The 19,609-nt window shown below is 71.0% G+C and carries 16 protein-coding genes; 10 read left to right on the forward strand and 6 right to left on the reverse strand.

From position 1 onward, the window contains the following. Positions 1-45 precede the first annotated feature (45 nt). The gene (locus tag OG472_RS29945) at positions 46-1,044 is read right to left on the reverse strand and encodes a DUF5937 family protein (RefSeq protein WP_401611945.1); all 999 of its coding nucleotides are present in this window, start codon (positions 1,042-1,044) and stop codon (positions 46-48) included. Positions 1,045-1,134: 90 nt separating this feature from the next. On the opposite strand from OG472_RS29945, the gene OG472_RS29950 reads away from it, so the two are divergent. The 4 genes from OG472_RS29950 to OG472_RS29965 all read left to right on the forward strand — a co-directional run bounded on the left by OG472_RS29950 (position 1,135) and on the right by OG472_RS29965 (position 5,147). Next, positions 1,135-2,391, forward strand: coding sequence for an MFS transporter (locus tag OG472_RS29950; protein WP_401611948.1), 1,257 nt, complete (start codon positions 1,135-1,137; stop codon positions 2,389-2,391). Between the two features lie 21 nt (positions 2,392-2,412). Continuing rightward, positions 2,413-2,922: a MarR family winged helix-turn-helix transcriptional regulator gene (locus OG472_RS29955; RefSeq protein WP_401611950.1), complete on the forward strand. Its 510-nt coding sequence runs from the start codon at positions 2,413-2,415 to the stop codon at positions 2,920-2,922. Positions 2,923-3,029: 107 nt separating this feature from the next. Further along, the gene (locus tag OG472_RS29960) at positions 3,030-3,359 is read left to right on the forward strand and encodes a DUF3817 domain-containing protein (RefSeq protein WP_030708204.1); all 330 of its coding nucleotides are present in this window, start codon (positions 3,030-3,032) and stop codon (positions 3,357-3,359) included. Between the two features lie 87 nt (positions 3,360-3,446). After that, positions 3,447-5,147, forward strand: a complete 1,701-nt coding sequence (locus OG472_RS29965; RefSeq protein WP_362800951.1) for a methylmalonyl-CoA mutase family protein — start codon at positions 3,447-3,449, stop codon at positions 5,145-5,147. Between the two features lie 204 nt (positions 5,148-5,351). Here OG472_RS29965 and OG472_RS29970 read toward each other — a convergent pair whose 3' ends face one another. Then, positions 5,352-5,972 carry a TetR/AcrR family transcriptional regulator gene (locus OG472_RS29970; RefSeq protein ID WP_405942251.1) on the reverse strand — a complete coding sequence of 207 codons (621 nt, stop codon included), beginning with the start codon at positions 5,970-5,972 and terminating at the stop codon, positions 5,352-5,354. A gap of 272 nt (positions 5,973-6,244) precedes the next feature. Here OG472_RS29970 and OG472_RS29975 point away from each other — a divergent pair, with 272 nt between their 5' ends. The 4 genes from OG472_RS29975 to OG472_RS29990 all read left to right on the forward strand — a co-directional run bounded on the left by OG472_RS29975 (position 6,245) and on the right by OG472_RS29990 (position 10,409). Further along, positions 6,245-7,249 (forward strand): tetratricopeptide repeat protein, encoded by a 1,005-nt coding sequence (locus OG472_RS29975; RefSeq protein WP_405832028.1) that lies wholly within the window; start codon positions 6,245-6,247, stop codon positions 7,247-7,249. Positions 7,250-7,832: 583 nt separating this feature from the next. Next, entirely contained in the window at positions 7,833-8,471 is a 639-nt protein-coding gene (locus OG472_RS29980; protein ID WP_030708213.1) for a DUF6230 family protein, read from the forward strand. A gap of 107 nt (positions 8,472-8,578) precedes the next feature. Beyond that, a complete protein-coding gene (locus OG472_RS29985) occupies positions 8,579-9,154 on the forward strand; it encodes a DUF6114 domain-containing protein (protein ID WP_383563210.1) in 576 nt (191 codons plus the stop codon). Then, positions 9,144-10,409 carry a hypothetical protein gene (locus OG472_RS29990; RefSeq protein ID WP_405832031.1) on the forward strand — a complete coding sequence of 422 codons (1,266 nt, stop codon included), beginning with the start codon at positions 9,144-9,146 and terminating at the stop codon, positions 10,407-10,409. The genes OG472_RS29985 and OG472_RS29990 overlap by 11 nt, the downstream gene beginning before the upstream one ends. Before the next feature lie 145 nt (positions 10,410-10,554). Here OG472_RS29990 and pyk read toward each other — a convergent pair whose 3' ends face one another. From pyk to pta, 3 genes are all read right to left on the reverse strand, one after another. Continuing rightward, positions 10,555-11,985, reverse strand: coding sequence for a pyruvate kinase (gene pyk, locus OG472_RS29995; RefSeq protein ID WP_401611960.1), 1,431 nt, complete (start codon positions 11,983-11,985; stop codon positions 10,555-10,557). Between the two features lie 61 nt (positions 11,986-12,046). Further along, positions 12,047-13,261: an acetate kinase gene (locus OG472_RS30000; protein ID WP_405832033.1), complete on the reverse strand. Its 1,215-nt coding sequence runs from the start codon at positions 13,259-13,261 to the stop codon at positions 12,047-12,049. 40 nt (positions 13,262-13,301) lie between these two features. Then, a complete protein-coding gene (pta, locus tag OG472_RS30005) occupies positions 13,302-15,392 on the reverse strand; it encodes a phosphate acetyltransferase (protein WP_401611964.1) in 2,091 nt (696 codons plus the stop codon). 224 nt (positions 15,393-15,616) lie between these two features. Here pta and OG472_RS30010 point away from each other — a divergent pair, with 224 nt between their 5' ends. Next, positions 15,617-16,642 (forward strand): ATP-dependent 6-phosphofructokinase, encoded by a 1,026-nt coding sequence (locus OG472_RS30010; protein ID WP_401611971.1) that lies wholly within the window; start codon positions 15,617-15,619, stop codon positions 16,640-16,642. 224 nt (positions 16,643-16,866) lie between these two features. Continuing rightward, a complete protein-coding gene (locus OG472_RS30015) occupies positions 16,867-18,885 on the forward strand; it encodes a hypothetical protein (RefSeq protein ID WP_405832035.1) in 2,019 nt (672 codons plus the stop codon). Between the two features lie 27 nt (positions 18,886-18,912). Here the strand turns inward: OG472_RS30015 and OG472_RS30020 are convergent, their stop codons facing one another. Continuing rightward, positions 18,913-19,536, reverse strand: a complete 624-nt coding sequence (locus tag OG472_RS30020; RefSeq protein WP_383563880.1) for a helix-turn-helix domain-containing protein — start codon at positions 19,534-19,536, stop codon at positions 18,913-18,915. Between the last annotated feature and the right edge of the window lie 73 nt (positions 19,537-19,609).

Genomic DNA, 19,609 nt, shown 5'->3' on the forward strand with positions numbered 1-19,609 from the left:
GCAGCGGACCGGGATATCGTGACATAACGGTCAGTTGTCGTCCCCTTACGACACCGTGGGGTCACCGGTCGCGAGGGCGATGGCCAGGGGGGTGCGCTCGTAGAGGACCTGGTGGCCGTGGCGGGCGGAGATGAGCAGGCCCGCCGCGTGCAGGATCCCCAGATGGGCCGAGACGGTGGACGGGGCCAGGCCGAGCCGGTGGGCCAGCGCCGTCGTGGAGGACGGCTCGTCCAGCGCGCACAGCACGTCGGCCCGGGCCGGGCCCAGCAGGCGGGCGAGCGCCGCCGGGGTGTCCTCCCGTACGGGGGTCCACAGGGCGCCGATCCCGCGGGCCGGGTAGACCACGGTGGGCTGCCAGGGAGGGTCGAAGCCGCCCGCGATCTGCGGCCAGACGAAGGCGCTCGGCATGAGGACCAGGCCCTGGCCGCCCAGGACGCGGTCGTGCTCACTGGGCCGTTCGATGGTCAGGGTGAGGGAGGCGGCATCCCAGGAGAGGTCCGGGTGCAGACCGTCGAAGAGCGACTCCAGTCCGCCGGCGGCGAGGCGGCGCGTGTGGAAGAGGACGTCGGCCTCCAGCAGGGCCCGCAGCCGCGGCCAGTGCGGTTCGACCAGGACGCTCCAGGCCCGCTCGATCAGATCGGCCAGTTCCTGCACCGACCGTGCCGGATCGGCGAGCAGGGCCCGGCCCGCTTCGCTGTCGAGCGCGCCCGGCGTGCAGGCCAGGGCCTTGCGCATGTCCTCGCGCGCGGCGGCCGGATCGGCCGCGCGGATCAGCGCGAGCTCCTCCTCGAAGGTGACGCCGGGGCCGCTCGGCGGCGGGCTGATGAAGTCCGTGCTGTGCCCCCGGCGCGGCATCAGCAGCCACAGCGGTCGCAGGTCCAGCCCGTCGGCGGCGGCCCGGATCCGCCGCAGCCAGGGCAGGTGGTAACCCTGCCGGTCCGGGCGGTTCAGGGTGCGGACCGCCTCCTGCGTCTCCCACGCGGGCGACAGCGCGAACCGGCACCGCAGCAGGTCCCGGTGCCCGAACCGGTGGTGCAGGCCCATCCCGGCCCCCTTCCTCACACGTTCCGCCCTCAATATTCGGCCACGGGCGAATCTCTGGGGCACCGCGGCCGCGGCGCGGACGCTGGGCCCATGCCAGCCGACACCCAGGAGCCCGGGCCGTCCACGCCGTCACCGGGCTACCGCTCCGTCTTCCGGACACGCGAATTCCGCCCCGTCTTCGCCGCGCACCTGATGTCCGTGCTCGGTGTCGTGGTCGCCGAGATCTCCCTCACCGTGCTCGTCTACCGGGCCACCGGCTCACCCCTGATGAGCGCGCTCACCTTCGCCCTGGGCTTCCTCCCGTACGCCCTCGGCGGGACCCTGCTCGCCGGGATCGCCGACCGCCACCCCGCCCGGCGGGTGCTCGTCGTGTGCGACCTCGTCTGCGCGGCCTGCGCGGCGGTCATGATCCTGCCGGGCACCCCCGTCGCCGTACTCCTCGCCCTGCGCTGCGCGATGGCCTTCGTGGCGCCGCTCTTCCAGGGCACGCGCAATGCCTCCCTCGCCGACATCCTCGGCCCCGGCGACACCTTCGTCCTGGGCCGCTCGCTGATGCGCATGGTGGCCCAGAGCGCCCAGCTCGTCGGCTTCGGCCTCGGCGGGCTGCTGCTCACCGTGCTCGCACCGAGCGGGGCCATCGCCCTCACCGCTGCCGGATTCCTCGGTTCCGCACTGCTGCTGCGCCTCGGCACCCGCAGCCGGCCCGCCCGCACGCGCACCCGTACCTCCCCGCTCGCCGGGGTGCGCGCCGTCCTCGGCCGGCGCCGGCTGCGCGCGCTCACCCTGTTGTTCTGGCTGCCGCCCGTCTTCGTCGTCGTCCCCGAGGCGCTGCTCGCCCCGTACGCCGACGGCATCGGCGCCGGCACCGCCGTCCTCGGGCTGCTGATGTGCGCGATGCCCGTCGGCACCATCGCCGGCGAACTCTGGGCGGGTTCCGCGCTCACCGCCCGAACGCGATCGCGGATCGCGGCCCCGCTCGCCGCCGCCGGTCTGCTGCCGCTCCTGCTCTTCGCCGCCCGGCCGGGCGTGCCCCTCGTCCTGGCCGCGCTGCTGCTCGCCGGCATCGCCCACGCCTACACCCTCGGGCTGGACCAGTGGTACGTCGAGGCCGTGCCCGACGAGCTGCGCGGACGCGCGATGACCCTGCTCAGCACCGGTCTGATGACCCTCCAGGGGGTGGGCATGGCCCTGGCCGGCCTGGCCGCCGAATTCCTGCCGGTGCACGCGGTCGTCACCGGATCCGGGATCCTCGGCACGGCCGTGGTCCTGCTGCTCCTCGCCGAACTCCGGGCAGCCGTCCGCGAGGAGGACGGACTGAAGGATGAGACGCCCCTCGCCGCGAAGTGACCTCCCGGTAGGGTCGGACCCGTGTCCAAGCCGCTCAGTCTTCCCTTCGACCCCATCGCCCGCGCCGACGAGCTCTGGCAGCAGCGCTGGGGGCCCGTGCCCTCGATGGCCGCGATCACCTCGATCATGCGCGCGCACCAGATCCTGCTCGGCGAGGTCGACGCGGTGGTCAAGCCCTACGGGCTGACCTTCGCGCGGTACGAGGCCCTGGTGCTGCTCACCTTCTCCAAGGCAGGAGAGCTGCCGATGTCGAAGATCGGCGAGCGGCTGATGGTGCACCCGACGTCGGTGACGAACACCGTGGACCGGCTGGTGAAGTCCGGGCTCGTCGACAAGCGGCCCAATCCGAACGACGGCCGCGGCACCCTCGCCTCCATCACCGAGAAGGGCCGCGAGGTCGTCGAGGCGGCCACGAAGGACCTGATGGCGATCGAGTTCGGCCTCGGTGCCTACGACGCCGAGGAGTGCGCGGAGATCTTCGCGCTGCTGCGCCCGCTGCGGGTGGCCGCCGCGGACTTCGACGAATCCTGAGCGGTCCTGAACAGCCCTTAGCAGTCCTGAGGCGGGATCCGGGGCCCGTCCCGCGATCCCCGGGGCCGCGTCAAGATCGAGCAAAACGGACGGTTAGGCTCGTCCGCATGAAACGAAGCGTGCTGACCCGCTACCGCGTCATGGCCTACGTGACCGCGGTCATGCTCCTGATCCTTTGTGCCTGCATGGTGGCGAAGTACGGCTTCGACACCGGCGCCGGCCTGACCTTCGCGGTCTCGCAGGCCCACGGCGTCCTCTTCATGATCTACCTGGTCTTCGCCTTCGACCTGGGCTCCAAGGCCAAGTGGTCCTTCGGCAAGCTGCTCTGGGTGCTCGTGTCGGGCACGATTCCGCTGGCCGCCTTCTTCGTCGAGCGCAAGGTCCGCGCCGAGGTGGAACCGCTGGTCAGCGACTCGCTCGCGACCGCCAAGGCCTGATACGAGGCGAACGTCACCCACCCCCGGGGCGAGTCCCCGGGGGTTTGCCATCGACATTTACTAGGACGTCCTAGTAAATTCATGGGTATGGACGCTGACGCCATCGAGGAGGGCCGCCGTCGCTGGCAGGCCCGGTACGACAAGGCCCGCAAGCGCGAGGCCGATTTCACGACGCTCTCCGGAGATGACGTCGACCCCGTGTACGGGCCCCGCCCCGGCGACGCCTACGAGGGGTTCGAACGCATCGGGTGGCCGGGGGAGTACCCGTACACCCGGGGGCTCCACGCCACCGGCTACCGCGGGCGGACCTGGACCATCCGGCAGTTCGCCGGCTTCGGCAACGCCGAGCAGACCAACGAGCGCTACAAGATGATCCTGGCCGCCGGCGGCGGCGGGCTCTCCGTGGCCTTCGACATGCCGACCCTCATGGGGCGCGACTCCGACGACCCGCGCTCCCTCGGAGAGGTCGGGCACTGCGGGGTCGCCATCGACTCCGCCTCCGACATGGAGATCCTGTTCAAGGACATCCCGCTCGGTGACGTCACGACCTCGATGACGATCTCGGGCCCCGCCGTGCCCGCCTTCTGCATGTACCTGGTCGCCGCGGAGCGGCAGGGCGTGGACCCGGCCGTACTCAACGGCACGCTCCAGACGGACATCTTCAAGGAGTACATCGCCCAGAAGGAGTGGCTCTTCGAGCCCGAGCCGCACCTGCGCCTCATCGGCGACCTCATGGAGTACTGCACGAAGGGCATCCCGGCCTACAAGCCGCTGTCCGTCTCCGGCTACCACATCCGCGAGGCCGGGGCCACGGCCGCGCAGGAGCTGGCCTACACCCTCGCCGACGGCTTCGGGTACGTGGAGCTCGGCCTCTCGCGCGGCATGGACGTGGACGCCTTCGCGCCCGGGCTCTCCTTCTTCTTCGACGCGCACCTCGACTTCTTCGAGGAGATCGCCAAGTTCCGCGCCGCCCGCCGCATCTGGGCGCGCTGGATGAAGGAGGTCTACGGGGCGAAGAGCGAGAAGTCGATGTGGCTGCGCTTCCACACGCAGACCGCCGGCGTCTCCCTGACCGCGCAGCAGCCGTACAACAACGTCGTGCGCACCGCCGTGGAGGCCCTCGCGGCCGTCCTCGGCGGCACCAACTCCCTGCACACCAACGCCCTCGACGAGACCCTCGCCCTGCCGAGCGAGCAGGCGGCCGAGATCGCCCTGCGCACCCAGCAGGTGCTGATGGAGGAGACCGGCGTCGCCAACGTGGCGGACCCGCTGGGCGGTTCCTGGTTCGTGGAGCAGCTCACCGACCGCATCGAGGCCGACGCCGAGAAGATCTTCGAGCAGATCAAGGAGCGCGGCCTGCGCGCCCACCCCGACGGGCAGCACCCCATCGGGCCGATCACCTCGGGCATCCTGCGCGGCATCGAGGACGGCTGGTTCACCGGGGAGATCGCCGAGTCGGCCTTCCAGTACCAGCGGTCCCTGGAGAAGGGCGACAAGCGGGTCGTCGGCGTCAACGTCCACCACGGCTCGGTCACCGGGGACCTGGAGATCCTCCGGGTCAGCCACGAGGTGGAGACCGTCCAGGTACGGGAACTGACGGCGCGCAAGGCCCGGCGCGACGACGCCAAGGTCACCGCCTCCCTGAAGGCCATGCTCGACGCCGCCCGCGACGGGTCGAACATGATCCCGGCCATGCTGGACGCGGTGCGGGCCGAGGCCACGCTGGGCGAGATCTGCAACGTCCTGCGCGACGAATGGGGCACCTACACGGAGCCGCCGGGCTTCTAGCCCTCCAGCCCTCGCACACTGCGAAAGGCCGGTCCTGCCCCCGTACGGTGGGGGCACGACCGGCCTTCCTGCGCCCGTGCACCGAGCTGGGGCCGGACGGGATCGAGGCCGCGGTCCTGATCGCCGAGCAGGTCCCGGAGTCCCGGCGCCGCTCGGGGGAGCGGACCTTCCGACGGTGCGGCGGATGCACTGCGCCGGGTGGGCTCAGGCTGCGGCCGGGCCGTGCAGGCCGTGCATCAGCAGGGCCGTGAAGGTGGCGACCCAGAGCTCGTCCACCGGCTCGGAGCTCACCAGGGCGCGGTGCACCACCGTGCCCGCGATCACGTCGAAGATCAGGTCTGTGGTGCGGCCCGCGAGGGACGCGTCCTCCTCGTAGGGGAGTTCGCCGCGGGCCTGGGCCCGTTCGCGACCCAGTACGACGAGACGTTTCTGCCGGTCCACGATCGCGGACCGGATCCGGTCGCGCAGGGCCTCGTCCCGGGTGGACTCGGCGACGACCGCCATCAGGGCCGTACGGGCCTCCGGGCGCCGCAGCAGCGCCGCGAACTGCAGGACCACGTTCTCTATGTCGGCTTCGAGGGACCCCCGGTCGGGGAGTTCGAGCGCGTCGAAGAGCTCCGCCACCGCGTCGACGACCAGCTCGTTCTTGCCCGCCCAGCGCCGGTAGAGGGTGGTCTTGGCGACCCCCGCGCGGGCCGAGACGTCGCCCATCGTCAGCTTCGACCAGCCCAGCTCGACCAGCGCGTCCCGGGTCGCGGCGAGGATGGCGGCGTCCGCGGCCGCGCTGCGGGGGCGACCGGTGCGGCCGGGGCTGGGGTTGCGCATGGCCGAGACCATACCCGTCGGTAGCCGAGGCGGCCGCTGTGGTTCAGATCACGGGACGCGAAAGGACCCGGACGGCCTCCCGGGGAGTTACGCTACGGCTCGTAGCGTAAGAGCGACAACCACGCGAAGGGCTACTGGCGCCAGGTGGGGACCCGGCGCCGCACGACATCACGACGGCAATACGACCAGTATCACGATCGCGACAGACGGCCGGTGCGGCCAATTCACGCGATCTTTTTCGTCGGCGCGCGCACACGGGGGAGGATGTACGCATGCAGCCCAGAAACATGTCCATGAGCGGCGTCGTCGACCTCGCCGCGGTGAAGGCGGCCGGCGAGGCCAAGGCCAAGGCCGAGCAGGCCCGCGCCGAAGCGGCACGCCAGGCCGGCCAGGGTGGCGGGGCGGGCCCGTCCGCCGGTGCGGTGCCGCCGTCCGCGCTCGTCATCGACGTAGACGAGGCCGGCTTTGAACGCGATGTGCTCCAGCTCTCCGCAGAGGTTCCGGTCGTCCTGGACTTCTGGGCCGAGTGGTGCCAGCCCTGCAAGCAGCTCAGCCCGCTGCTGGAGCGTCTGACCGTCGAGGCGAACGGCCGGCTCGTGCTGGCCAAGGTGGACGTCGACGCCAACCAGATGCTGATGCAGCAGTTCCAGATCCAGGGCATCCCGGCCGTTTTCGCCGTGGTCGCCGGCCAGGTGCTGCCGCTCTTCCAGGGCGTGGCCCCCGAGCAGCAGATCCGCGAGACCCTGGCCCAGCTGGTGCAGGTCGCCGAGGAGCGCTTCGGGATCATCGGCATCGAGGTGGACCCGAACGCGGAAGGCGCCGCTCCGGCCGACGCGGCCGAGGCCGAGACCCCGGCCGGCCCGTACGACGCGCTGCTGGAGGCGGCCGTCGTCGCGCTGGACGCCGGTGACCTGGGCGGTGCGGTGCAGGCGTACAAGAACGTACTCGCGGACGACCCGGCCAACACCGAGGCCAAGCTGGGGCTGGCCCAGGCCGAGCTGCTCGCCCGTGTCCAGGGCATGAACCCGCAGGCGGTGCGCACCGCGGCGGCCGAGAACCCGAAGGACCCGGCGGCGCAGATCGCGGCGGCCGACCTCGACCTGGCCGGCGGCCACGTGGAGGACGCCTTCGGCCGTCTGGTGGACACCGTGCGCGTCACGTTCGGTGAGGACCGGGACGCCGTACGACTGCGGCTGCTGGAGCTGTTCGAGGTCATCGGCGCCGACGACCCGCGGGTGTCCGCGGCGCGTACGGCGCTCGCGCGGGTGCTGTTCTAGGCCCGCTCCGGCCCGCTCCGCGCGGCCGACGATTTGTTGACACGTAGATAAACAGCGGCCGCGCTTTGCCAAAACTTGGCAATCGCGGCCGCTGTTACTCGCAGTAAATCGAACCCCGTGAACTGTCCGGTGTGTTCATCATTCACCCGTTCTGTCTTGGCCCTGGGTAACACCCTGTGTTGCCACCCGACCTCGACAGGTCGCACTCAGGTTATCTGGCCGTTACCCGCCAGTAACGAACCCCCTTGTGCCCCGGCCTGGAATGGACCACGATCGGCGACGCTCGGTCCTTCCCGCAGAGCCGCTCACTCGGAGCCGCGGTGAAGGGTCCCCACCGAGCCGGCCTGTGGCAGTGGCACCGGCCGTGGGACAGGGGGGTCTCTGCCACACCGGCGGGGCCTGTCCTCCAGGTTGCGCGAACGCGTGGCCCAGTGGTTGTCGCTCGGGGGTGATCGCCGGTGTTTCGGACGTGGCACAGCTGCGGCCCGGCCGCCTGCGCTCCTTCCCGAGGACGTAGCACTTCTCCCATCCCAGGACGGGCACGGCCCGGACCGGAGATGTACGTCCGAGAAGGAGGAACGAAATGAGTTCTCAGGTTCGTGGCGGGACCAGATGGAAGCGCTTCGCGCTCGTCATGGTGCCGAGCATCGCGGCCACGGCCGCGGTCGGTGTGGGTCTGGCGCAGGGTGCCCTCGCGGCGTCCTTCAGCGTCTCCGGCCAGGACTTCAAGGTCTCGGCCGACAAGCTTGACGGTGACAACCTCATTCAGTACGGCGGTATCGCCGAGGGGCACGACCTCAAGGGCAATGCGCAGCACCACCCGGTCACCATCTCCGGGTTCAGCCACGCCGAGATCACCAACATGTGCCAGTCACTGGTGACCCCGACGCCGCTGGGCAACATCACGCTGCAGCTGCGCACCGGTCACAAGGGCAAGCCGGCCGTCGCCGACAACATCTACCTGGATGTTGCCGAGCTCGACACCGACGCCGAGTTCAAGAACCTGGACATCGGCGTCGCCGTCGGCGACTCGAGCCACAAGACCAAGCCGCAGGCCGGCACGGTCGCCAGCCCGTACGCGTTCTCGCAGCGCGCCGACAAGGCGATCCTGACGAACGTGCGCCAGAAGGCGTGGGCGACGACGGCGGGAACCTTCAAGCTTCCCGACCTGAAGCTGCGCCTGCTCGGCGGCGACCAGCCGTGCTACCAGGACGCGAACTGATCCGTCCAGGCGAGTGACCGGAGGGGCGGTCGGCGGCGCACGTCGCCGCCCGCCCGTCCGGGCTCCACAGAGTTCTCCGTACCACCGTTTCCAGGGAGCTGTTGTCCATGAACCCCCAGGCCCCGGTTTACGTTCGCGCTGAAGACGACGCCTGGCTCACCGTGGCGTGGTACCACTTCCACGCCTGGCGAGGGCGCCGTCCCTTCTGGGCCGGGCTGTTCACGTTCGTCAGCGGCTTCCCCATCGCGTACTTCCCGTACGCGGACCTCCGGCTCGGCAACCTGAGCCTCGCGATGGCCACCACCGGCGGCGCCGGGGCACTGATCATCGGTGTCCTGCTGATCACGCTGGGCCTGGCCCTCTGGTTCCAGCAGGCCATCCGGGTCTTCGCCGGTGTCGCCTCGATCCTGCTGGCCCTGGTCTCGCTGCCGGTCTCCAACCTCGGCGGCTTCGGGCTGGGCTTCGTGCCCGCCCTGATCGGCGGCGCACTCGCGCTGGCCTGGGTCCCCGGGCAGCCGGCGGACGAGGAGCCGGTCGACCAGCGCCAGGGCGCGCTGGACATGACCAAGGCGGAGGCGATGGCGGGACCCCAGGACTTCCCGGGGCAGCGCGAAACGGAAATGCCGGCACACGCGAGCGAGACGACTGCCCACGCCGATGGCGGGAGGAACAGTGCGGGGTGACGAGACGCAGCGGGGCGTGGCCCCTGGCGCAGAGTCCCGTGAGAGCAAGGGGCCGCGCCACGCGGCACCCAGGAAGTCGCTGCTGAACAAGATCCAGATACCCGTCGGCAAGACGATGGCGCTCGCGGCGATGCCGACGGCTGTGTTCGTCGGGATGGGCATGGCGCCGAAGCTGGCCGTGGCCGACGACAAGGAGATCCCCTTCGCGCCCGGACCGTGCGTCACGCGGTCCGACGAACCCGCGGAGACCGAGTCGAAGTCGCCGTCCCCGACGCCGTCGACGACGCCTTCACCGAGCACCTCGCCCGGCGCGACTCCCTCGCCGTCCGCATCCGCGGCAGCGAAGCCCAAGCCGAAGACGAGCGCCTCGCCGTCGGCGACCACGCCCCCGGCGAAGCAGGAGACGGCTCCGGCCGCCACCCCGACGCCGACCAAGAGCACGAACCCGCTGGACCCGCTGGGTGTCGGCGACGCGCTCAAGGAACTTGTCGACGAGCTCGGCCGGCCCCTCAAGGACGGCCAGACGAAGGCGACCCCGACGCCCACCCCCACGCCGTCCACGACCGCCAAGCCGACCCCGGACCCGGCCGCGGACGCGATCCGTGACGCGGCCAAGCAGGCGGGCGTCGACGTCTCGGAGCTGTCCGACGAGGTCAAGGACACCGCGAAGACCCCGAAGGACGAGACGGGCAAGGCGGGCGAGCGCGAGAACAAGGACAAGGACGAGGCCAAGCCCGAGGAGTCGAAGGACCCGGACGGGAAGGAACCCTTCCCCTGCCCGACCTACGACGCCAAGGCGCTGGCCGACGCCGAGCTGGAGCAGGGCATCCCGCTCCTGCCGGACGAGCCCTGGTACCTCGACAGCTCGCTGCTGACCCTCTACGGCCTGGACTACCACGGCATCGTCGAGGTCAAGACCGGCAGCGGCAAGATCAAGAAGGTCCTGAAGTTCACCGCGGACTCGCTGGACATCAAGGACCTGTACCAGACGGTCGGCAAGAACGGGAGCGTCGCCCACCTGAAGTCGCGTCCGGGCTCCACGTCCAAGATCCGCGGCGGCACGGTGACGATGTACACCGAGAGCCTCAAGGGGAACCTGTTCGGACTGATCCCGATCGAGTTCACCCCGAACAGCCCGCCGCCCCTGAACGTCCCCTTCGCGTTCTTCACGAACGTCAAGGTCGTCCAGGCCGGCCAGTTCGGCGGCACCCTGACCGTCCCCGGCCTGAAGAACTACATCGGCCCGCCGGAGTAGTCCCGTACGGCAGCGGTCACCTGGAACAGCGTCGTCCGCAACACACCGAGGGCGGCACCCCGGATCCCGATCGGATCCGCGGTGCCGCCCTCGGTCTCTGTGCGGCAGAGTTTTCAGTTTTCAGACTTCAGACGGTGTGGCGACCTCAGTCGCGGTCGCCGCCGCCCAGGTGGTGGACCCGGACCATGTTGGTGGTGCCCGGGACGCCGGGGGGCGAGCCGGCGGTGATGATGACGGTGTCGCCCTCGTTGTAGCGGCCGAGCTTGAGCAGCTCGCCGTCCACCAGGTCGACCATCGCGTCGGTGTTGTCCACGTGCGGGACGACGTACGACTCGACGCCCCAGCTCAGCGAGAGCTGGTTGCGGGTGTTGACGTCCGTGGTGAAGGCCAGGATCGGCTGCGTGGAGCGGTAGCGCGACAGGCGGCGGGCGGTGTCCCCGGACTGGGTGAAGGCGATGAGCGCCTTGCCGTCGAGGAACTCCGCGATCTCGCAGGCCGCGCGGGCGACGGAGCCGCCCTGGGTACGGGGCTTCTTGCCCGGGACCAGCGGCTGGAGGCCCTTGGAGAGGAGCTCCTCCTCGGCCGCCGTGACGATCTTCGACATCGTCTTGACGGTCTCGATCGGGTAGGCGCCGACCGAGGACTCGGCGGACAGCATGACCGCGTCCGCGCCGTCCAGGATCGCGTTGGCGACGTCGGAGGCCTCCGCGCGGGTCGGGCGGGAGTTGGTGATCATCGACTCCATCATCTGGGTCGCGACGATCACCGGCTTGGCGTTGCGGCGGCACATCTCGATGAGCCGCTTCTGGACCATCGGGACCTTCTCGAGCGGGTACTCGACGGCCAGGTCGCCACGGGCCACCATGACCGCGTCGAAGGCGTCGACCACGGCCGCCATGTTCTCGACGGCCTGCGGCTTCTCCACCTTGGCGATGACGGGGACCCGGCGGCCCTCCTCGTCCATGACCTTGTGGACGTCCTTGACGTCGTTGGCGTCGCGGACGAAGGACAGGGCGACCATGTCGCAGCCCATCCGCAGGGCGAAGCGGAGGTCGTCGACGTCCTTCTCCGACAGGGCGGGGACGTTCACGGCGGCACCCGGCAGGTTGATGCCCTTGTGGTCCGAGATGACACCGCCCTCGATGACGATGGTCTTGACCCGGGGGCCCTCGACCTCGGTCACCCGGAGCTCGACGTTGCCGTCGTTGATCAGGACCTGGTCGCCCTTGGCGACATCGCCCGGGAGACCCTTGTAGGTGGTGCCGCAGATGGACTTGTCGCCGGGGACGTCCTCGGTGGTGATGGTGAACTCGTCACCGCGCACCAGCTCGACGGGACCCTCGGCGAAGGTCTCCAGACGGATCTTCGGGCCCTGGAGGTCGGCGAGGACGCCGACGGCGCGCCCGGTGTCCTCGGAGACCTGCCGGACGCGGTCGTACCGCTCCTGGTGTTCTGCCTGGGATCCGTGGCTGAAGTTGAATCGGGCCACGTTCATACCTGCCTCGATGAGCGCTTTCAGCTGCTCATACGAGTCGACGGCGGGGCCCAGCGTGCAGACAATTTTGGAACGGCGCATGACTGGATCCTATCGGTTTGTTTCGTAGCGGAATATTCCGTCTGGTGGAAAGTCCAAGTGACTAGTGGGTAACCAGCGCATACGCCTGGGTGGCGATCTCCAGTTCCTCATCCGTCGGGACCACCGCCACGGCCACCCGGGCATACTCCGCCGAAACCAGCCGCGGCTGCGGGGAACGCGCCGCGTTGGCTTCGAGATCCAGCACCAGGCCCAGCTCGGCCAGGCCGTCCAGCGCGGCCTCGCGGACCTGGTGGGCGTTCTCGCCGACCCCGGCCGTGAACGCCACCGCGTCCACCCGCCCCAGGACCGCCGAGTAGGCACCGATGTACTTCTTCAGCCGGTGGACGTACGCGGCGAAGGCGAGGCTCGCCGCCTCGTCGCCCTCGCCCGCCCGCCGGAGCACCTCGCGCATGTCGTTGTCGCCGCACATGCCCAGCAGACCGCTCTTCTTGTTCAGGAGCGAATCGATCTCATCCACCGAGAGGCCCCCCACCCGCGCCAGGTGGAAGACGACCGCCGGATCGAGATCGCCCGAACGGGTCCCCATGACCAGTCCCTCCAGCGGGGTCAGGCCCATGGACGTCTCCACGCACACCCCGCCCCGCACCGCGGAGGCGGAGGCGCCGTTGCCCAGGTGCAGCACGATCACGTTCACCTCCTCCACCGGCCTGCCGAGCAGCGCGGCCGTCGCCCGGGAGACGTAGGCGTGGGAGGTGCCGTGGAAGCCGTACCGCCGGATGGAGTACGCGTCGGCCGTCGCGGCGTCGATCGCGTACCGCGCCACGTACTCCGGCATCGTCGAGTGGAAGGCGGTGTCGAAGACGGCCACCTGCGGGATGTCCGCGCGCAGCGAGCGCGCCACCTCGATGCCCGTCACGTTCGCCGGGTTGTGCAGTGGAGCCAGCGGGATCAGGTTCCGGATCTCCGCCAGCACCTCGTCGTCGATCACGGTCGGCTGGGTGAACCTCGTCCCGCCGTGCACCACCCGGTGCCCCACCGCCGCCAGTTCGGGGGAGTCCAGGCCCGTCCCGTCGGCGGCGAGCTCCGCGGCCACGGCCTTCAGCGCGGCCTCGTGGTCCGCGATCGGGCCGAGCTGCTCGCGCTTGCCGCCGACGGCGCCCGGGCCGGTCAGCGGCTCGTGCACCAGCCGCGAGGTCTCTTCGCCGATCCGCTCCACCAGGCCGACCGCGAGCCGGGACCGGTCCGCCATGTCGAGGAGCTGGTACTTGACCGACGAGGAGCCGGAGTTGAGGACGAGTACGCGTGATGCGGTCACGATGAGGGTCTTTCCTTGTCTCGGGCGGTGGGGGAGGGGATCAGGCGGTGGCCGAGGGCGACGGCGCGCCCTGCGCCTGGATCGCGGTGATGGCCACGGTGGTGACGATGTCCTGCACGAGCGCGCCGCGCGAGAGGTCGTTGACCGGCTTGCGCAGACCCTGGAGCACCGGGCCGACCGCCACCGCGCCCGCCGAACGCTGCACGGCCTTGTACGTGTTGTTGCCGGTGTTGAGATCGGGGAAGATCAGCACCGTCGCGCGGCCGGCCACCTGCGACCCTGGCAGCTTGGTCGCGGCGACCGAGGGCTCCACGGCCGCGTCGTACTGGATCGGGCCCTCGATCTGCAGGTCGGGACGCTGCTCGCGGACGAGCTCGGTGGCCTTGCGGACCTTGTCCACGTCCGCACCCGAACCGGAGGTGCCGGTCGAGTACGAGAGCATCGCGATCCGCGGCTCGACGCCGAAGGCGGCGGCGGTGGCGGCCGACTGGACGGCGATGTCGGCGAGCTGCTCGGCGTTCGGGTCCGGGTTGACGGCGCAGTCCCCGTAGACGAGGACCCGGTCGGCCAGGCACATGAAGAAGACCGAGGAGACGATGGACGCCTCGGGCTTGGTCTTGATGATCTCGAAGGCCGGGCGGATGGTGGCCGCGGTGGAGTGCACCGAGCCGGAGACCATGCCGTCGGCCAGGCCCCGCTGGACCATCAGCGTGCCGAAGTAATTGACGTCGGTGACCACGTCGTTGGCGAGCTCGACGGTCATGCCCTTGTGGGCGCGGACCTGGGCGTAGTACTCGGAGAAACCTTCCCGCAGCGGGGAGGTCGCCGGGTCGATCAGCTGCGCGCCCGAGATGTCGACGCCGAGGTCGCCGGCCTTCTTCAGGATCGCCTGCTCGTCGCCCAGCAGGGTCAGGTCGCAGACCCCCCGGCGCAGCACCACGTCCGCGGCGCGCAGCACGCGCTCCTCGGTGCCCTCGGGCAGGACGACGCGGCGGCGCTCCGAGCGGGCCCGCTCCAGCAGCTCGTGCTCGAACATCATCGGGGTGACCCGCTCCGAGCGGGCCACCGAGAGCAGGTCGCGGAGCTCGCCGGTGTTCACGTGCCGCTCGAAGACGCCGAGCGCGGTCTCCAGCTTGCGCGGGGTCGCGGAGTTCAGCCGGCTCTGCAGGGAGAAGAGTTCGGCGGCGGTCGGGAAGCTGTTGCCGGCCACCGACACCACGGGTGTGCCCGGGGCCAGTTTCGAGGCGAGCGTCAGGATGTCCCGGCCGGGGCGCTCGTTCAGGGTGAGCAGCACACCGGCGATCGGCGGGGTGCCGGAGGCGTGCGCGGCCAGCGCGCCGATGACCAGGTCGGCGCGGTCCCCCGGGGTGACGACCAGGCAGCCGGGGGTCAGGGCGTTCAGGAAGTTCGGCAGCATGGCGCCGCCGAAGACGAAGTCCAGGGCGTCGCGCGCCAGCCCGGCCTCGTCGCCGAGGAGCACCTCGCCGCCGAGCGCCCGGGTGATCTGGGCGACGGTCGGGGCGGAGAGCGACTTGTCGTCCGGCAGTACGTAGCAGGGCACGGGGAGCCGGGCGGCCAGCCGCTCGGCTATGAGGTCGCGGTCCTCCGCGGCCACCCGGTTCACGACCATCGCGACGACGTGGCAGCCCAGCGTCTCGTAGGCGCGGTAGGCGTTGCGGGCCTCGGCGCGCACCGCCTCGGCGTGGTGCCTGGTGCCGCCCACCACGGGGACGACGACCGCGCCCAGCTCGTTGGCGAGGCGGGCGTTGAGCGCCAGCTCGTCGGGGAGGTTGGTCTCCGCGTAGTCGGTGCCGAGGACGAGCATGACCTCGTAGTCGCGGGCCACCCGGTGGTAGCGGTCGACCAGCCGGGAGACGAGTTCGTCGGTGCCCTTCTCGGCCAGTATCGCCGAGGCCTCCTGGTACTCCATCCCGTAGGCGGTCGCGGAGTCCTGGTCGATCCGGTAGCGGGCCTTCAGGAGCTCGAAGAGGCGGTCCGGTCCGTCGTGGAGCAGTGGACGGTAGACGCCGACCCTGCCCGTCTGCCGGGTCAGGAGCTCCATGATCCCCAGCTCGACGACCTGGCGGCCGTCCCCCCGCTCGATACCGGTCACGTACACGCTGCGCGTCACGCCCGCACTCCGTCCCATGCTGTGGATGTCTGTTTGGTCTGGCTTGACCCCTTGACAATACCTCTGTCAATGGCTAGGGCGCCCCCCGGGAAAGAGCCTGGCCAGGGGGGCCGAAAGGCCCGGAGGGGGGAGCGGCACAAGACGCGCGGCACCCCGGGCCCGTGGAACAATCGGACAGGCTTCACCATTACGCCCTTCATATGTACGGCAGGAGACACAGCACGATGCGTATCGGAGTTCTCACCGCAGGCGGCGACTGTCCGGGCCTCAACGCTGTCATCCGGTCGGTCGTACACCGCGCCCTGGTCGGGCACGGGGACGAGGTCATCGGTTTCGAGGACGGCTTCAAGGGCCTCCTCGACGGCCACTTCCGCCCCCTCGACATCAATGCCGTCAGCGGCATTCTCGCCCGCGGCGGCACGATCCTCGGCTCGGCGCGCATGGAGCGCGCCCGCCTGCACGAGGCCGCCGAGAACGCCCAGGAACTGGCGACGCGCTACGGCATCGACGCCCTCATCCCCATCGGCGGCGAAGGCACCCTGACCGCCGCCCGGATGCTGTCGGACGCCGGGATGCCGGTCGTCGGCGTGCCGAAGACCATCGACAACGACATCTCCTCCACCGACCGCACCTTCGGCTTCGATACCGCCGTCATGGTCGCCACCGAGGCCATCGACCGCCTCAAGACCACCGCCGAATCGCACCAGCGCGTGATGGTCGTCGAGGTGATGGGCCGCCACGCGGGCTGGATCGCCCTGGAGTCGGGCATGGCCGGCGGCGCCCACGGCATCTGCCTGCCGGAGCGCCCCTTCGAGGTGGACGCCTTGGTGAAGATGGTGGAGGAACGATTCGCCCGCGGTAAGAAGTTCGCCGTCATCTGTGTCGCCGAGGGTGCGCACCCGGCCGAGGGCTCCATGCCGTACGAGAAGGGCGCGATCGACCAGTACGGTCACGAGCGCTTCGCCGGCATCGGCAACCGCCTCGCGATCGAGCTGGAGCACCGCCTCGGCAAGGAGGCCCGCCCGGTCATCCTCGGCCACGTCCAGCGCGGCGGTGTGCCCACCTCGTACGACCGCGTCCTGGCCACCCGCTTCGGCTGGCACGCCGTCGAGGCCGTCCACCGCGGCGACTTCGGCAACATGACCGCCCTGCGCGGCACCGACATCGTGATGGCCCCCCTCGCCTCCGCGACCACGGAGCTGAAGACGGTCCCCGAGAACCGCATGTACGAGGCGGAGTCCGTCTTCTGACCCGCCCGGCCGGGACCCCGGCCCTGCAGGGCCGCGACCTTCGGCCCCGCTTTCCCCGGACGGCCCCGGAGACCAGTGCTCCGGGGCCGCTCCGCGCCCCGGGCCCCGCTGGCTAAGATTCCGGCCGGGGGACGGGTCGGCCGAGTCGCGTGGACGGAACGGGCCTGCATGTCCGGGCCCCGTCCTCCGCTCGCACGCACTCGATGGAAAGGTGCCCCACTCCCGTGGCGACCAGCTCTGCCGTCCTGACCTCCGAACCGGTCGAGAACCGACCGGGCCCCGGGGTCGCCGGCCCCGCCGCACGACGCAGCCCGTTCGTCCTCGCTGCGGCCCTCACCGCGTCCTGGGCGGTGCCGCTGCTGCTCCACAGGGTCGCCCTCGACGTGCTGCTCCTCCCCGTCCTGGTCCTGACGATCGCCGCCCTGATCCGGGTGGGCGGCGGCCTGCTCGACCGCCTCGTGGTCGCGGCCTTCCTGCTCTGCGGCGCCGTGATGGGCTTCGGCCTGCTCTTCTCCGTCTGGCCGTGGGGCCTGGCCCCCGTGCCCGGGGCCGGCCTGCTGCTGACCATCGCCTCCGTCTCCGGCTGGCTGGCCCGCCGAAGGCCGCGCATCCCGCTGCGGCTGCGCGGCTCGGACGCGCTGATCGCCGGCACCGTGGCCGTGGTCTGGCACTACGTCCACCACCCGGTGGCCGGCCTGCCGGCCGCCGACCGGCTGGCCCACTTCGTCACGTCCGAGGACCGGATGGGGCACTTCTCGTACTTCACCGGCATCCGGCAGGTCGGCGGCTACGCCTTCCTCCACCAGGACGCCGCCCGGACGTACATGATGACGCCGTCCGAGGCGGTCTACCCGCAGGGCTCCCACTTCCTCCTGGCCTGGACCGACGCCCTGGTGACGTCCTCGGCCCAGGCGGGCTCCGCCCTCGCCATGACCAACCGGTACTTCCTCTACGTCCTGGCCGCCTACGCGCTGTTCTGCGGGGCCCTGGTCTGGGCCGCCCGCTGGATCGGCGGCCCGCGCCTGCGCGGCTGGCGCGCGGCGGCGGTCTGCTCCACGGTCGCCGCGCTGATGATGTCCGGATCGATGGCGCAGCTGATCGAGCGGGGATTCGACTCCGAGACCATCGGCCTGCTGTTCCTGGCCGTCGCCCTGGCCCTGCTGGTGCGGCCCGCGACGGGCCGCACCGAGTTCGTCCTCGTCGCGGCGGCCGGGCTGATCGCCGTCACCTACGTCTACAACCTCTACGGCGCCCTCGTCGGCCTCGCCCTGGCCGCGGTGCTGATCGTCCACCGGCGCCGGTTCACCGGCCGTTGGGTCCCGGTCCTCGCGGCACTGGCCGGCGCCACCCTCGTGGCGGGCCTGCCCAGCGTCTTCTCCGTGCTCACGAAGCTGGACGTCGCCAAGACCTCGAACCTGGCCGGCCCGATGGTCATCCCCGACCGCCCGGTGTTCATCGGGCTCGGACTCCTGGCCCTGGTCGCGGCCACCCTCCCGGTGAACCGCCGGACCGGCACCGGACGGATGGTCCTGGCCCTCGTCCTCGGCGCGACCGCGGTGATCGGCGTCTTCGGCGCCTGGCAGAAGCACACCATCGGCTACTACTCGTACTACTTCGAGAAGCTGACCGCCGCCGGGCTGGTGATCGCCCTGCTCTCGCTCGGCCTGATCGGGCTGATGCTGCCGCCCGCCGGCGGGACGGCGGGCACCGCGCTGCGCCGCCGGGCGGACCTGCTGCTGCGCTCCGGCCTCGCGTCGGCGGCGGCGCTGGCGCTGTTCGGCGGCGTCCAGTGGGGCGTGCCCTCCGGCTGGGGCCACCCCTCGGCCTGGTACGAAAGCTCCCTGCTCAAGTGGTCCCGGGGCGAGGCCAGGAGCACCGACATCGGCCCGCCGGCCGCCGCCCTCACCGGTCGCGACCTGGCGGGGGTCACCTCTCCGGTGATCGCCCTGTACGGCAATGACGCCTACCTCAACCTGCGGTCGACCTTCCTCGCACAGATCCTCACCCACCAGGCCGGCAACATGGTCGGGCTGTACGAGGTCTTCTACGTCAAGGTCGGCGGACCCGCGACGGTCGACGAGACGGAGTACCAGGCCTCGCTGGGCCACCTGAAGACCGCGATCGCCTCGTGCCCGGCCCCGCCGACCGTCCTGGTGGGCGACCGGAAGACCGCGGACCGGCTCAGGAACGACCTGGCGGCCGCCGGCAGCGCGGCCACCGTGGTCCACGCGCCACTGCCGTAGGGGGCGCTCCGGCCGCCCGGGTGCGGCCTACGCCGTACCGCCCGCGAGCTGCCAGAACCGGTCCACGATCTCGACGAGGAACTCCCGGCCGGCGTCCCCGCTGCCGGCCTCGCCCTGGCCGCCGCCCCAGCTGAGCGTCGCCACCATCCGCGACTGGTAGTCGCCGTGCAGCTGCTCCAGTACCCATTCCAGGTTGGACTTGGGGATCGGCAGCAGCTTGCCCAGCGGTTTCACGTACGCCTGCCAGCGCGTGGTCACCGCACTGCGCAGCAGGTCGGCGAGCTCCTCCTGCTTGCCGGTGGCCGTCACGAACTGGGCCAGCGTCAGACCGAGCACCGTGGCGAGGGCGGCGGACTGCCGTTCGTTGCCCTTCCAGCGCCCGGTGTCCTCCATCTTCTGGTACGAGTTCGTCTCCAGCCCGATCCGCCGGGCCAGCTCGTCCGCGGCGAGCCCCCGGGACATCCGGTGCTCCCGCAGGGTGACCGGCTCGGCGAGCAGCTCCCCGGGCGAACACCACAGGACGCCCGCGAGCGCGGTGAGCTCGACCGAAGAGGGTGATATCTCGCCACGCTCCCAGGCCAGGACGGTCTCGGGCGCGACGACGAGTCCGTACTGGGCGCGCAGGCCGTAGGCGACATGTCCGGGAGCCATGCCCAGGGCCGCGCGCAGGCGACGCGCGGCGGGGGCATTGAAAGGTGGGCTGGAGTGCACACCGCACACCGTA

Source organism: Streptomyces sp. NBC_00207 (assembly GCF_045160965.1).
Classification (GTDB): domain Bacteria; phylum Actinomycetota; class Actinomycetes; order Streptomycetales; family Streptomycetaceae; genus Streptomyces.